The organism is uncultured Wocania sp. (assembly GCF_964021735.1).
GTDB lineage: Bacteria > Bacteroidota > Bacteroidia > Flavobacteriales > Flavobacteriaceae > Wocania_A.
Genome location: NZ_CAXIBN010000079.1, coordinates 1 through 14,769, shown reverse-complemented (window position 1 = coordinate 14,769; position 14,769 = coordinate 1). Strand labels below are relative to the sequence as shown.

The window sequence follows — 14,769 nt, the reverse complement described above, 5'->3', positions numbered from 1 at the left end:
TTGTTTGCTTAATTTCACTTTATTCAATTTAGATTTATTCTAAAGTACAAATATAATTAATAAAGCTATAAGTTTGAAGGCTAAAACTTGAAGTTTTTTATAGTGCTATTGTTGAAATTTATGACTTTAAAATTTACTATTATTTGTAAATTTTATAAAAATTAGGAAATAATTATATATTTTGTATATTTGATGATATTTGTAAATTTTATAAAAATTAGGAGATATTAGTTAATTATGATTGAGAAAGCGCCGAAATTAAATGTGGATTCAGATTTACAAGAAACTATAACCCAGTTTACGCTACTAAATGTTACAAATCAAATTTTCAATTCTTTAAATAGAATAGAAAAAGAATATTTGTATTGGGATAAAATAAAATATTTGAAAGATGACTTCATAAAAGTCTTCAATGAAAAAATACACTCTGTAAATGAAAAAGAAATTCTTTGGTATATCACTAAGTTTAAAAGAAGAGCAATTAATAAATTAGGTTTCTTAATTGGAAATATTAAGTCTGACTATTCGATAACATATTATTACAATGTAAATGAACATCTACAACAAAAACTCCACTACCTAGATTTCAACTTTGGGGCTGGTTTACAAAAAGAAAAATTACTTTCAGACATAGACAAGCAAAGCTACTTAAACAATGCTTTAATGGAAGAATCTATTTTTTCATCAATGATAGAAGGTGCAACCACAACACGCATTAAGGCTAAAGAAATGCTCAGAAAAAACAAAAAGCCAAAAAACAAATCTGAGCAAATGATATTGAACAATTATAAAACTATTCAATATATAAGTGAACATCAAGATGAGAATATTTCTGTTGAAAAACTATATGAATTGCATCGTCTAGTTACCGAAAACACTTTAGAAGCTGAAAACGTTGGTGTTTTTAGAAACACTAACGAAGTCCACGTAATGAATGAAATAACTGGAGAAATTGTTCATACGCCTCCAAACTTTGAAGAGCTTGACGCTTTAATGCAATCGTTTTGCGATTTTTTTAATAATAACCCCAAAGAAGATTTTATTCACCCTATTGTAAAAGCAAGTATTCTACATTTTTTGATTGGTTATATTCATCCATTTGTTGATGGTAATGGAAGAACTGCTCGTGCTATTTTTTATTGGTATTTATTAAAAAACGGCTATTGGCTAACGGAATATTTATCAATCTCACGAGTCATTATGAAAACCAAAGTACAATATGAAAAAGCCTATTTGTATACTGAAATTGATGATATGGATGTTACCTATTTTATTCATTATCAAGTAAAAGTACTAATGCGTGCTTTTGAGGAATTAAAAACTTATGTTGCAAAGAAAAAGAAGGAACAATCAAAACTCTCAAAATACTTAAAACTTGATGGTATAAACGAAAGACAAGCCATTATTCTTCAAAAAATTGAAGATGATAGTAATCGATTTTTTACTGTAAAAGAAATTGAAAACACTTTTAACGTTACCAATCAAACTGCTAGAACAGATATTGAAGAATTGGTTGAACGTGAGTTTTTAAAAAAAATAGCGATTAACAAAAAGACTTTTAATTATTGGAAAGGCAATAAATTTGACATTGCATTTTTATGATGAGAATCCGAAATATTGAAACACATTAAGCACAATCAAATTCGAAACGACGCTAAAGCTCTTTTGAAGGATCCCAAAACACACTTTCAAAATTCTGTATTTGATTATCAACAACCTCAATACCTTCACTTTCTAAAAGTTGCTGCATTAAATTAGTCCCATCAAAATGAAATTTCCCTGTTAGCAAACCTTTTCGATTTACAACACGATGCGCTGGCACATCTTTTCCTCCAGATCCATTCATAGCATAACCAACCATTCGTGCACTTTTAGCTGCACCTAAATAATTTGCAATTGCGCCATAGCTAGTTACTTTTCCGTAAGGTATTAACCGAGCTACTTGATAAACTTTGCCAAAGAAATTTAAAGTTTCAGGTTTCATACTATAACTCTTTAATAATATTTATTAGTGTAACTATAGAAATAACTCCTGTAATACCACCAATAATACGGTTCATGTTTTTTTGTGATGTAAACGACTTTTCTTTTATTCTATCAAAAAAGAAAATATACATATACAACATAACAAATGTACCTGTAGCTGCCCCTGCAACATACGACACAATGCTTGTTTGATCGAATTTTAACCATCCAAACGATGCCAAGGTAATTGTCATATAAGCTTGATATGGTATAGGAAAAACATTTATTGCAGACAAAAATATACCATGAAAAAAGCGACTATGCTTGCTTCTCATTTTTGGTGTTGCTTGTTTTGCTGGTTGATTTTTAGCAACAAATAAAAAATAAACAGTTATTAAGACAAAAATAACAAATGCTACACGCTGGAGTATGTCTATAACTTCTGGGTGATTACTTAAATATCTTGCAAAAATAGCGGCAATATAAGTTTGAGCAATTACAATAACACAAACCCCAATAGAAAACACAATACCTCTTGAATGTCCTTCTTTCAAGCTTATTTTAGCAGCCGTCATGTTTAACAACCCTGGTGGAATAACACCAACTAAAGCTATAAATAATCCTAAAAAAAAGATAAAAGTAATATCCACTAACCGTTAATTTTAAACCTAATATACGTAATTGGTTTATTTTGCTCTAAATATTGTGATTCATAAAAGGTTTGAATACTTGTAACTTCTTCTGGACTGCCTTCTTGTTTATACACATTATGATTGGCATAAAGCACTTCGTGTCCAGCGCCATGTAGCAACCCAAGTGTATAACCGTGCATAAACTCACTATCGGTTTTTAGGTTTACAATGCCTTCTGGTTTTAAAATTTTATTGTATCGTTTTAAAAACTTAGCATTCGTCATACGATGTTTAGTGCGCTTGTATTTTATTTGTGGATCTGGAAAAGTTATCCAAATTTCGTCCACTTCATTTTCAGCAAAAGCATAATCTATTAGTTCAATTTGAGTACGAAGAAAAGCAACATTATTTATATTTTCTTCAATAGCTGTTTTAGCACCTCTCCAAAAACGGGCACCTTTTATATCGATACCTATAAAATTTTTGTTGGGATATTTTTGAGCCAACGCTATACTATACTCTCCTTTACCACAGCCCAACTCTAAAACTAATGGATTATTATTTTTAAAAACCACTGTTCTCCAATTGCCTTTTAAATTGAAATTTGAACTAACTAATTCATCTCTTGTTGGCTGAAATACATTAGCAAAAGCTTCGTTTTCTTTAAATCTTCTAAGTTTATTTTTGCTTCCCACAGATTTTTACTTGTTTTTTAAATATTTGGTAAAATTAAGGAAATATACGAGAGTGTTTATATGCTTATCTTTGAATTTACTGAAAATGGTGTTAGGGATTTATGCTGTATCTTTTTTTATTCCTTTCATAATATTTGAATTAAAATAAAAAAGTTGTAGCAAAACCCACTCACTTACCCTAAATGATTTGTGCTGAGTGATACCAAAGCAAAGTAACGAGATGTGGAACGACATATTGAAAAATGAAAAAACGAATTTTAATAGCTCCTTTAAACTGGGGATTAGGACATGCTACAAGATGCATCCCTATTATTAACGCATTATTAGCTTACGATTTCGAACCCATAATTGCGAGCGATGGGGTTGCTTTAAAACTATTACAAAAGGAATTCCCAAAACTTTCTTCGATTGAACTGCCTGCCTATAACATAACTTATGCAAAAAAAGGAAAGCATTTTAAATTAAAATTACTAAAAGATACCCCTAAGCTATTAAAGGCTATCAAAGCGGAGAAGAAAGCCGTAAAGGATATTATTGAAACATATAATATTTCTGGAATTATTTCTGATAATCGATTAGGTATTTATAGTAAAAAAGTACCTTCAGTTTTTATAACACACCAATTACATGTTTTAAGCGGAAACACAACTTGGTTAAGCACAAAATTACATCAAAAATTTATTAAGAAATTTAGTGTTTGTTGGGTCCCAGATATGAAAAACGAGCCCAATTTAAGCGGGAAATTAGGGCATCCAGATAATTTTGACTTACCTACTAAGTATTTAGGTCCTTTAAGCAGATTTGAAAAAAAAAGTATAAAGATTGTAAATAACATTATGGTTTTACTTTCTGGTCCTGAGCCACAACGTACTTTACTAGAAGAAAAGCTGTTGTTAGAATTTAAAAACTACCCTAATAAGATTGTTTTTGTAAAAGGAATTATGGAAGAAGAACAAACTATACAGATTATAAAAAATATGACTGTTTATAATTTCATGACTTCTGATTTACTCGAAAAAACGATAAATGAAAGCGCAATAATTATTTCTAGATCTGGCTACACTACTATTATGGATTTAGCAAAACTTAATAAAAAAGCTTTTTTTATACCTACGCCTGGGCAATTTGAACAAGAATATTTAGCAAAACGATTAACCGAATTAAATCTTGTACCTAGTTGTAATCAAGATGAATTTACATTACATAAACTTAAAAATTTAAATGCTTTTATTGGGTTGAAATCTTTTGATTTTAAAGCTAATTTTAAAGATTTATTTAGCCTTTTCGAGCGTAAATGAGAACTCACTACCTACACCAAATTCGCTTTCTACATATATTTTTTCGTCGTGAGCTTCAATAATATGTTTTACAATAGACAAGCCTAAGCCAGAACCTCCAACTTTTCTGTTTCCTGTTTTATCAACTCTAAAAAAGCGTTCAAATAAGCGTGGTAAATGCCTTTTTTCAATGCCTTCTCCATTATCAGTCACTCTAACAATAACCTTATTTTTTATTAAATTTTCGATACTAATCTCTGTTGTTCCTTTTTCTCTCCCATATTTTATTGAGTTTACAAAAAGGTTTGCTAACACTTGCTGTATTCGCTCTTTATCAGCATTAACCAAAATGGGGGTTCTATAATCAGTATCAAAAGTTAGGGTTATGTTTTTTTTATGTGCCCGCATTTCGAACATATCGAACACGTTATTTACCAATTCTACAATATCGAACACTTCAATATTCAGACTTAAATCACCAATTTCTAGCTTGGTAATCATATCCAAATCTTTTACAATATAACTGAGTCTTTCAACACCTTTATTAGCTCTCTCAAGATATTTTTTCCTTATATTTTTATCATCTATAGCCCCATCTAGAAGAGTTAAAATATAACCCTGAACAGTAAACAACGGTGTTTTCAATTCGTGAGATATGTTGCCTAAAAATTCTTTACGATATTTTTCTCGAACCTTAAGCGTTTCTATTTCTAATTTTTTATCACGGGCAAATCTATCAATCTCTTTAGTTAGTGTTCCCATATCGGTTGTAATAGAACCTCTGGTTAAACTAGCTGATTCTAAAAGTGTTAAATCGTCGTATATTTTTTTAACACGTTTATAAATGAATTTTTCAGCTCTTAACTGAATAACTATAAATGAGAAGAGATAACAAGCTAATGCAAATAAAAAAACTAACAACCAATTAATTGAATAAAAGGCATATAAAAAAACACTCATTAAGAGCGTTATAAAAAGTGTTATATACAGCGATGTTTTAATCGCAAAACGATATGTTCTTTTTAATTTCAAATATTTAAAATATTAATCTACAAACTTATAACCAACACCTTTAACAGTTTTAAAGCTATCATCTCCTATTTTTTCACGTAATTTACGAATATGCACATCAATAGTTCTTCCTCCAACTATAACTTCATTTCCCCAAACTTTATCAAGAATTTCGTCGCGTTTAAAAACTTTCCCTGGTTTAGAGGTTAATAAAGATAGTAATTCAAATTCCTTTCGCGGTAAAATAATTTCTTTTCCTTTTAAAATAATTTTATATTCATCCCTATCAATAACTAAATCACCTATTTTAAGCGTTGTACTTTTGGCGTCTTGTTTAAAACGACGCAACAATGCTTTTACCTTACTAATTAAAACTTTTGGTTTTATAGGTTTTGTAATATAATCGTCGGCTCCAGCATCAAACCCTGCGACTTGGGAATAATCCTCGCCTCTTGCTGTTAAAAAAGTGATGATAGTATCTTTTAAATCTGGATTTTTACGAATAATTTCGCAAGCTTCAATACCATCCATTTCTGGCATCATCACATCTAAAATAATTAAATGAGGTAACTCTTTTTTAGCTTTTTTAACGGCTTGAGTTCCATTTTCGGCTTTAATAATTTGGTAGCCTTCATTTGATAAATTATAACCAACTATCTCTAAAATATCTGGCTCATCATCAACTAAAAGTATTTTAATGTCTTTTTTATTCATTATAAAACAATAAATTCTATCTTTCTTAGGCCAAAGATAAAACTAATAACAGAACTATATTAAAACATAAAAACAAATAACATTAAGGTAACATACAACTTACACTTATTTAACCTTTCGATGAAATGTTTAAATCTTTAACATTTTTTTGGTATAACTTTTGAAGTAATTTATTACTTTTATAACATTGAAAGCTTACTATGGGAAAAAACTACTTTTTTATTATACTTTTTACTTTAATGTTTTTTGTGCCTCAACTGGGATTTACACAAACAAGGGACTCTAATCTGTCTACTCAACAAAACATTGAAGGGCTTTCTATATACCCTAATCCTGTTAATAACGGAAAACAGTTTATATATATTACATCTAAAAACAGCTTAACTAAAAAAGTTGAAATTTTTAATGCCCTAGGAAAACAAATTTTGTCAACTGTATTAATAGGCAAAGAATTAAATATATCGAAGCTAAGTACTGGCGTTTATATTTTAAAAATTACTGAAAGCAATATAAGTGAGACACGAAAATTGGTGATTAAGTAATTTTATCTAAATATTTTTTTAAAAAGCATTGCTAATAGCAATGCTTTTTAATTTTATATACTTTTGTTTATGTTATCGAAGACAAAATTACAGAATAATTTTAACTCGAACTAACTACGATTAAATGATAGATAGTAGCGCCATTTTTAATATTAAAAATCAAACGGAATTTGAAGATTTAGCTTTGCAAATCTTTAAACATCAGTTTAATAATAATCGTGTTTATAGGTCATTTTGCGATTTACTTTATAAACACCCAAGCGATGTTAAAACGATTCAAGATATTCCTTTTTTACCTATTCAGTTTTTTAAATCACATAAAATATTAAGTAACAAAAATGATATTGAAACTACGTTTACAAGTTCTGGTACCACTGGAAATTTAACGAGTAAACACCATGTAACTGACTTGAAAATTTACGAACAAAGTTTCACTAAGGGTTTTCAACAATTTTATGGTAGTGTTGAAGATTATGTGGTTTTAGCACTCTTACCTTCTTATTTAGAACGTGAAGGTTCATCATTAATTTACATGGCAAATGCTATGATTTTGCACTCGAAACACACAGAAAGTGGTTTCTATCTTAATAATATTTCAGAATTAAAAAACACTTTAATTAAATTAGATGCTGATGGAAAAAAGGTGTTATTAATTGGAGTATCTTTTGCTTTATTAGATTTGGTTGAAACCTATCAATTCAATCTTAAAAATACCATTATCATGGAAACCGGTGGCATGAAAGGTAGAAGAAAAGAACTTATTAGAGAAGATTTACATAAAAAACTAAAAGCTGATTTTGGAGTTGAAACGATACATAGCGAATATGGTATGACCGAGCTATTAAGTCAAGCTTATTCTAATGGCAATGGCCTCTTTAATTGCCCTAATTGGATGCGAATATTAACACGTGATACTGAAGATGCATTAAGTATTCAGCCACCAGAAAAAACTGGCGGTATAAATGTTATAGATTTAGCTAATATTAATTCTTGCTCATTTGTTGCTACACAAGATTTAGGAAGGATTTATAAAAATGGAGCATTTGAAGTTATTGGACGTTTTGATAATTCAGATATTCGAGGTTGTAATTTAATGGTGTTATAATTTCCAAGTTAAAAAAATTATAATCTTCTGTAAGATTGTAGTAATCATTTCGACAAAACGAATAGCTAAGAAAAAGAAAAGTTAATTTTTTAGTTGGTTGGTTAAAAAAAGCCTGAGTTAAAACTCAGGCTTTTTGTTGTTCTATACAATTTTTAAAATAAAATAATTCTTTTTACCACGTTGCAGCAAAACAAACTTACTATTAATTAAGTCTTTGGTAATAATTTTATAATCGTCTTTTACTTTTTCTTTATTTACCAAAATAGAATTTTCTTTTAATGCACGACGCGCTTCTCCGTTAGATTTTAAAAACCCACCTTTTTCTGCTAAAGCAGCAATAATATCTAGTCCGTTCTCAATATCAGATTGTTTAATTTCTGTTTGCGGCACGCCATCAAATACATCTAAAAAGGTTTGCTCATTAAGTTGTTTTAAATCATCACTTGTAGATTTACCAAACAAAATAGCACTAGCTTTTACAGCATTATCTAAATCGTCTTTAGAATGTACCATTTCTGTAATTTCTTCAGCTAAACGCTTTTGCAACACACGTAAATGTGGTGCTTCAGCATGTTCTTTTATTAAACCATTAATTTCTTCTTCAGTTAAAAACGTAAATATTTTAATGTATTTTTCAGCGTCTTCGTCGCTAGAATTTAACCAATATTGATAAAATTTATATGGCGAAGTTCTGTTAGCATCTAACCAAACATTTCCACCTTCAGATTTCCCGAATTTTGAACCATCAGATTTTGTAATTAACGGACAAGTGATAGCAAATCCTTTTCCGCCACCAACGCGTCTAATTAATTCTGTTCCTGTTGTAATATTTCCCCATTGATCGCTTCCGCCCATTTGAATTGAACAATCATTCGCTTTATACAAATGAAGAAAATCGTAACCTTGTACTAATTGATAAGTAAACTCTGTAAAGCTCATCCCTTCTGATGATTCAGACGAGATTCTATTTTTTACAGAATCTTTTGCCATCATATAATTTACGGTAATATGCTTGCCTACATCACGAATAAATTCAAGAAACGAAAAGTCTTTCATCCAATCGTAATTATTCACTAAAATTGCAGAATTCTCAGAATTACTTTCAAAATCTAAAAAATGTGCTAATTGGTTTTTTATAGATTCTTGATTATGCCTCAGCGTTTTTTCATCTAATAAATTACGCTCATTAGATTTCCCTGAAGGATCACCAATCATACCTGTTGCACCACCAACCAAAGCCACTGGCCTGTGTCCACAACGTTGGTAGTGTGCCAACAACATAATAGGCACTAAATTACCAATGTGTAAAGAATCAGCAGTAGGATCAAAACCCACATACGCACTTCGCATGCCTTCCATTAAATGTTCTTCTGCCCCCGGCATAACAGTATGTATCATGCCTCTCCAAGTTAATTCTTTAACAAAATTCTTTATCATTATATCATATTTTTAATAAACTACGGCAAAGATAAAAATCAATGTATAATTACTCCTGTATTATGAATAATTCTTTACTTTAGTTGCATGATTTTAGTTACTGGAGGCACAGGGTTAGTTGGCGCACATTTACTTTACAAACTTATTAGTAATAACGAAACTGTTCGAGCTATTTATAGAACCGAACGTAAACTTGATAATGTAAAACAGGTGTTTTCCTGTTATACTGAAAATTACGAGTCGCTTTTTAAATCTATTGAATGGGTTCAAGCCGATATTTTAGATATTCCGCTATTATCTGATGCATTTAATGATGTAAGATACGTTTATCATTGTGCAGCTTTTGTATCGTTTGAACCTAATAAGTATCATCTTTTGCGTCGTACTAACATTGAAGGCACCGCAAATATCGTTAATCTTTGCATTTCTAATAATATAGAAAAATTATGCTATGTAAGCTCTATTGCAACCATAGGTAATTCTATAAACAATGCACCAATTACAGAGAATACCAAGTGGAATCCTGAAGACGACAATAGTGTTTATGCTATTACAAAATATGGTGCCGAAATGGAGGTTTGGCGTGCCACACAAGAAGGTGTAAATGTGGTTATTGTAAATCCGGGTGTTATTTTAGGCGCAGGCATTTGGCGTTATGGTAGTGGAAATTTATTTAAAAAAGCGCATAAAGGAATAAAATATTACACCTCTGGAACTATTGGGTTAGTTGATGTAAAAGACGTTGTTTCGATTATGATTGCGCTTTTAAAAAGTGATATAAAAAATGAACGTTTTATTTTAGTTGCTGAAAATTGGACTTACCAACAGTTTTTACAAACTATGGCAAAAGCTGTAAATGCAAAACTGCCTAAAAAAGAAGCTAAACTTTGGTTGTTACAATGGGCATGGAGACTTGATTGGTTAATACATAAATTAACTGGTAAAAGAAGACAGCTAACCAAACAATTAGTAACATCATTAAACTCTAAAACTAATTATAGTCCTGCTAAAATTAAAAATGCTCTAGATCTCGAGTTTACCCCAATTGAAGAAAGCATTACTACTATTGGAAATCTATATCTGAAACAGGTGTAATTAACCCTTCTTCTTTTGGTTTTTTTAGATTAAATCTAGTTACAGAATCTTTTTCAATTAGCATATTTAAAGAATCTTTCATCTTTATCAACCTAATAGAATCATTTTTAACTAAAGGTTTTAAAGAATCTTTTTTTACTAGTAGCTTTATATGGTCTTTTAATTTAAAAATAAGTACCGAGTCTTTTTTTATAATGCTTTGAATAGAATCTTTAATCTTTTTTTCTTGTTCCTCTTGAATTGCTAAATCAGTAAACTTATTTTTTAAAACATCTAAACTATCTGCAACCTTATCATAAATAGCCTTATAATCATCAACATAATAGGCGTAGTAATTATTGCTTAAAGCAAATTGCAAACTATCTATATTATACTTTTTATAAATATATGTTTCAGCCTGCAAATTATTTTTTTCTAAAGTCGTTTTATTCATCCCATTTGCAGATGACAGCAATCTTACATCCATTATAATATTAACCATTACATCCTTTGAAATCAAATTCTTAGGCTTTTTAGGCTTATCATATTTATAACACGCAGTTGCCATTAATGCAATTATAAAGCAGGTAAATAATCGTTTTAAAATCATCTATTAAAAGTTAATCGTTTTGCAGCATTAACATCATAAAACTTAAAGTTTTTATAAGCTAAACTTCCGTTTACAAAGGTATGCGTAATTCTCGATTTAAAGGTGGTGCCTTCAAACGGAGACCAACCGCATTTATAAAGAATGTTGTCTTTTTTTACTGTCCATGGATGGTGTAAATCTACCAAAACTAAATCGGCAAAATAGCCTTCTTTTATAAATCCGCGTTTTTCAATTTGAAATAAAATAGCAGGGTTATGACACATTTTCTCTACTATTTTTTCTATTGAAATTTTATTTTTATGATGCATTTCAAGCATCGCAGGTAAAGCATGTTGTACTAATGGCCCACCAGAAGGTGCTTTATTATAAACGTTTTCTTTTTCTTCAATAGTATGCGGTGCATGATCTGTAGCTATAACATCAATCCTGTCATCTAATAAAGCTTCCCATAATTGCTCTTTATCGGCTTGTGTTTTTACTGCAGGATTCCATTTAATAAGCGTGCCTTTCTCATCGTAATCTTTATCTGTAAACCACAGATGATGTATACAAACCTCAGCAGTAATTTTTTTATCTTTTAAAGATATTTTGTTATCAAACAAAGCAGTTTCTTTTCCTGTTGATAAGTGAAACACGTGCAATCGCGCCCCTGTTTTTTTAGCTAATTCGATAGCTTTTGAAGACGACAAATAACATGCTTCTTCACTTCGTATTTCTGGGTGATATTTAATAGGGATATCGTCACCATACTTTTCTGTAAATCGTTCAAAGTTAGCTTTAATTGTACCTTCGTCCTCACAGTGTACTGCTATTAATAAATTGGTTTTCGAGAAAATGTTTTCTAAAACTTCAGGATTATCAACTAACATATTTCCTGTTGAAGACCCTAAAAACAGTTTTAAAGCTGCTACATTTTTAGCATCAACTTTTAAAATTTCATCTAAATTATCGTTTGTTCCTCCAAACATAAACGAATAATTTGCAGATGATGTTTTTGCAGCTATCTCAAATTTTTCTTCTAGTTTTTCAATAGTTGTGGTTTGCGGATTGGTATTTGGCATTTCAATAAACGAAGTAATCCCACCAGCAATTGCTGCTTTAGATTCGGTTTCAATATTCGCTTTGTGTGTTAAACCCGGTTCTCTAAAATGTACTTGATCGTCAATAACACCAGGAAGCACATATTTACCTTCGGCATCAAACACATGTACATCGGCAGATTTTGCACTAATAGACGTGTTTATTTCTTTTATATAATCGCCTTCAATTAATATATCGCCATTAAAAATTTTACCTTCATTTACAATATTGGCATTTTTAATAAGTGTAGTTTTTAATGTCATTTTATAATTTTATTTTTTAAATAAACTTTTCAGTTTCATCGAAATCACTCCAAAAACAGCTTCAGAGATAATACCAGAGCTTAGTTTTGATTCACCTTTCGTTCTGTCTGTAAATATCACAGGAACTTCAATTATTTTAAAAGCTTTTAAATAGGCTTTAAATTTCATTTCTATTTGAAATGCATAACCTATAAACTTAATTTTACTTAAATCTATGGTTTCCAAAACGGTTCTTTTATAACACACAAAACCAGCGGTAGTATCGTGTATACGCATTCCTGTAATTACACGCACATATTTTGAAGCTAAATAAGACATGAGCAATCGTTTCATATCCCAATTAACAACATTTACCGTATTATTTATATATCTAGATCCTATAGCCAAATCTGCACCATCATCTTTACATGCTTTATAAAGCTTTATTAAATCTTTTGGGTTGTGAGAAAAATCGGCATCCATTTCAAAAATGTACTGATATGTTTTATTTAAACACCAATTAAAACCATGAATATATGCGGTTCCTAGTCCTTCTTTTTCCTTACGAATTTCTAAAAATAATCTATTTGGAAACTCTTCTTGAAGTGCTTTAACTTTTAAAGCTGTTAAGTCTGGAGAATTATCATCAACAATAAGAATGTGAATATTATCCGACTGAGAAAAAACAGCTTTTATAATAGCTTCAATATTTTCTATTTCGTTGTAAGTTGGTATTATAACAACCGTATCTTGCATTTAATAATATATTGTAATGTAATATTTTTAGCAAATGTACATTATTTCAAAGTTTATTTTTTTTAAATATTCCTTAATAATTTACGTAAAGTGTGAATATTTATAATAATTTTAGGGCATGTATCGCGACATCATCTCAAACGAGCTATTTACAATTTTAATGGTTATAGGTCTTACCATTATTGCAGCAGCTAAATTAGTTGCGCCACAGCGTTTTGGTGATTTCATTTATATTTTAGGAAATTCTAAATACCTTAAAATATACGCCAAACAACAAAAATTTTTAGATAAGTTTGATGCCTTATTATTTTCCAACTTAGTTATTTCGGCATCAATTTTTAGCTTTTTAATTTATCAATATGTAGCAGAGACTAAAACAATTTCTATTAATATACTTTTTAAATTAGTTTTTGGTATTGGCACCTTTATTTTAATAAAAGTACTTATTGAGCGTTTAATAGCGAGTCTTTTTGAAATTGATAAATTAATAGATCAATACCTATTTCAAAAAATCAGTTATAAGAATTATTTAGGTCTATTATTAATTCCAATTAACGCTTTATTAATTTTCACAATTAAACCAACATTAAGTCTTTTTTATACAATAATTGCGTTATTATTAATTGTTAATGTTTTTGGTGTAATTACTTCATTTAAAACGCATCAAAACGCAATAAAACACAACTTGTTTTATTTTATTTTGTATCTTTGCGCTCTCGAAATCGCACCCTACATTATTTTATATAAGGTGTTTATTTCTTAAAGCAACAAAATAAACTACTTGTATATATGAAAGTAAAAACAATTTTAGTCTCTCAGCCAGAACCTAAAATAGAAAATTCTCCTTATTTTGATTTGCAAGAAAAGCAAAAGGTTAAAATAGATTTTAGGCCTTTTATACATGTTGAAGGTGTTTCTGCAAAAGACATTAGGCAACAAAAAGTAGATTTGAATAACTACACTGCTATTATTTTAACAAGTAGAAATGCTGTTGATCATTTTTTTAGAGTTGCTGAAGAAATGCGTTTTAAAGTTCCAGATGCCATGAAATATTTTTGTCAGTCTGAAGCTGTAGCATACTATCTTCAAAAATATGTAGTTTACAGAAAACGTAAAATTTATGTTGGCAAGCGTACTTTTTCTGAGCTTTCGCCACTAATTAAAAAATATAAAGACGAGAAATTCTTATTACCAAACACTGATAAAGTAAAACCAGAGGTCCCAAATACCTTAGATGCTTTGGGTGTAAACTGGAAACAAGCTACATTTTACAAAACGGTGGTTAGTGATTTATCTGATTTAGAAAATGTAACATACGATGTACTTGTTTTTTTTAGTCCATCTGGTATTGAATCATTATTTCAAAACTTTCCAGATTTTAAACAAAATGAAACACGTATTGCTGTATTTGGAAATACCACCATTAAAGCTGTTGAAGAAAAAGGTTTGCGAGTAGATATTGCTGCACCAACACCAGAAACACCGTCTATGACTATGGCGTTGCAAAAGTATATTGACAAAGCTAATAAAGGCAAGTAATTGTCTGATATTCTATATAAACAAAAAGGGCTATTTTAATAAAATAGCCCTTTTTGTTTTGAGTGAGTTATTCTTTATATATATTAGAAC

At 29.7% G+C, this 14,769-nt stretch carries 16 protein-coding genes; 7 read left to right on the top strand and 9 right to left on the bottom strand.

Going from position 1 to position 14,769, the window contains the following annotated elements:
• The first annotated feature begins 237 nt into the window (after nt 1-237).
• On the top strand, nt 238-1,602 hold the full coding sequence (locus AADI82_RS08645; protein ID WP_341216044.1) for a Fic family protein: 1,365 nt from the start codon (nt 238-240) through the stop codon (nt 1,600-1,602).
• A gap of 52 nt (nt 1,603-1,654) precedes the next feature.
• On the opposite strand, the gene AADI82_RS08640 is transcribed toward AADI82_RS08645, so the two are convergent.
• Genes AADI82_RS08640 through trmB form a run of 3 tightly spaced genes read right to left on the bottom strand, consistent with a single transcriptional unit; the run spans nt 1,655 to nt 3,292 of the window.
• On the bottom strand, nt 1,655-1,984 hold the full coding sequence (locus AADI82_RS08640) for an MGMT family protein (protein ID WP_341216043.1): 330 nt from the start codon (nt 1,982-1,984) through the stop codon (nt 1,655-1,657).
• A gap of 1 nt (nt 1,985) precedes the next feature.
• A complete protein-coding gene (locus AADI82_RS08635) occupies nt 1,986-2,615 on the bottom strand; it encodes a LysE family transporter (RefSeq protein ID WP_341216042.1) in 630 nt (209 codons plus the stop codon).
• Nucleotides 2,615-3,292, bottom strand: a complete 678-nt coding sequence (gene trmB, locus AADI82_RS08630; protein ID WP_341216041.1) for a tRNA (guanosine(46)-N7)-methyltransferase TrmB — start codon at nt 3,290-3,292, stop codon at nt 2,615-2,617. Before trmB ends, AADI82_RS08635 begins: the two co-directional genes overlap by 1 nt.
• Nucleotides 3,293-3,534: 242 nt before the next feature.
• Here trmB and AADI82_RS08625 point away from each other — a divergent pair, with 242 nt between their 5' ends.
• On the top strand, nt 3,535-4,590 hold the full coding sequence (locus AADI82_RS08625) for a glycosyltransferase (RefSeq protein WP_341216040.1): 1,056 nt from the start codon (nt 3,535-3,537) through the stop codon (nt 4,588-4,590).
• On the opposite strand, the gene AADI82_RS08620 is transcribed toward AADI82_RS08625, so the two are convergent.
• Complete coding sequence (locus AADI82_RS08620; RefSeq protein WP_081997687.1) at nt 4,564-5,529, bottom strand: ATP-binding protein; 966 nt, start codon at nt 5,527-5,529, stop codon at nt 4,564-4,566. The genes AADI82_RS08625 and AADI82_RS08620 overlap by 27 nt on opposite strands.
• An 84-nt stretch (nt 5,530-5,613) precedes the next feature.
• Nucleotides 5,614-6,294, bottom strand: coding sequence for a response regulator transcription factor (locus AADI82_RS08615; RefSeq protein ID WP_341216039.1), 681 nt, complete (start codon nt 6,292-6,294; stop codon nt 5,614-5,616).
• A gap of 200 nt (nt 6,295-6,494) precedes the next feature.
• On the opposite strand from AADI82_RS08615, the gene AADI82_RS08610 reads away from it, so the two are divergent.
• Nucleotides 6,495-6,836, top strand: a complete 342-nt coding sequence (locus AADI82_RS08610; RefSeq protein WP_341216038.1) for a T9SS type A sorting domain-containing protein — start codon at nt 6,495-6,497, stop codon at nt 6,834-6,836.
• 124 nt (nt 6,837-6,960) lie between these two features.
• Nucleotides 6,961-7,941, top strand: a complete 981-nt coding sequence (locus AADI82_RS08605; RefSeq protein WP_341216037.1) for an acyl transferase — start codon at nt 6,961-6,963, stop codon at nt 7,939-7,941.
• A 141-nt stretch (nt 7,942-8,082) separates the two neighbouring features.
• Here the strand turns inward: AADI82_RS08605 and tyrS are convergent, their stop codons facing one another.
• A complete protein-coding gene (gene tyrS / locus AADI82_RS08600; protein WP_341216036.1) occupies nt 8,083-9,378 on the bottom strand; it encodes a tyrosine--tRNA ligase in 1,296 nt (431 codons plus the stop codon).
• An 87-nt stretch (nt 9,379-9,465) separates the two neighbouring features.
• Between tyrS and AADI82_RS08595 the strand changes: the two genes are divergently transcribed.
• Nucleotides 9,466-10,473, top strand: coding sequence for an NAD-dependent epimerase/dehydratase family protein (locus AADI82_RS08595; RefSeq protein WP_341216035.1), 1,008 nt, complete (start codon nt 9,466-9,468; stop codon nt 10,471-10,473).
• On the opposite strand, the gene AADI82_RS08590 is transcribed toward AADI82_RS08595, so the two are convergent.
• Genes AADI82_RS08590 through AADI82_RS08580 form a run of 3 tightly spaced genes read right to left on the bottom strand, consistent with a single transcriptional unit; the run spans nt 10,442 to nt 13,140 of the window.
• A complete protein-coding gene (locus AADI82_RS08590) occupies nt 10,442-11,062 on the bottom strand; it encodes a DUF4296 domain-containing protein (RefSeq protein ID WP_341216034.1) in 621 nt (206 codons plus the stop codon). The genes AADI82_RS08595 and AADI82_RS08590 overlap by 32 nt on opposite strands.
• Entirely contained in the window at nt 11,059-12,405 is a 1,347-nt protein-coding gene (locus tag AADI82_RS08585) for a dihydroorotase (RefSeq protein ID WP_341216033.1), read from the bottom strand. Before AADI82_RS08585 ends, AADI82_RS08590 begins: the two co-directional genes overlap by 4 nt.
• A gap of 9 nt (nt 12,406-12,414) precedes the next feature.
• Nucleotides 12,415-13,140 carry a polyprenol monophosphomannose synthase gene (locus tag AADI82_RS08580; RefSeq protein WP_341216032.1) on the bottom strand — a complete coding sequence of 242 codons (726 nt, stop codon included), beginning with the start codon at nt 13,138-13,140 and terminating at the stop codon, nt 12,415-12,417.
• A 118-nt stretch (nt 13,141-13,258) separates the two neighbouring features.
• Here AADI82_RS08580 and AADI82_RS08575 point away from each other — a divergent pair, with 118 nt between their 5' ends.
• Together AADI82_RS08575 and AADI82_RS08570 are read left to right on the top strand one after the other, a co-directional pair.
• A complete protein-coding gene (locus AADI82_RS08575) occupies nt 13,259-13,903 on the top strand; it encodes a DUF4271 domain-containing protein (RefSeq protein ID WP_341216031.1) in 645 nt (214 codons plus the stop codon).
• A 26-nt stretch (nt 13,904-13,929) separates the two neighbouring features.
• Entirely contained in the window at nt 13,930-14,679 is a 750-nt protein-coding gene (locus AADI82_RS08570; RefSeq protein ID WP_341216030.1) for a uroporphyrinogen-III synthase, read from the top strand.
• Nucleotides 14,680-14,769 lie beyond the last annotated feature (90 nt).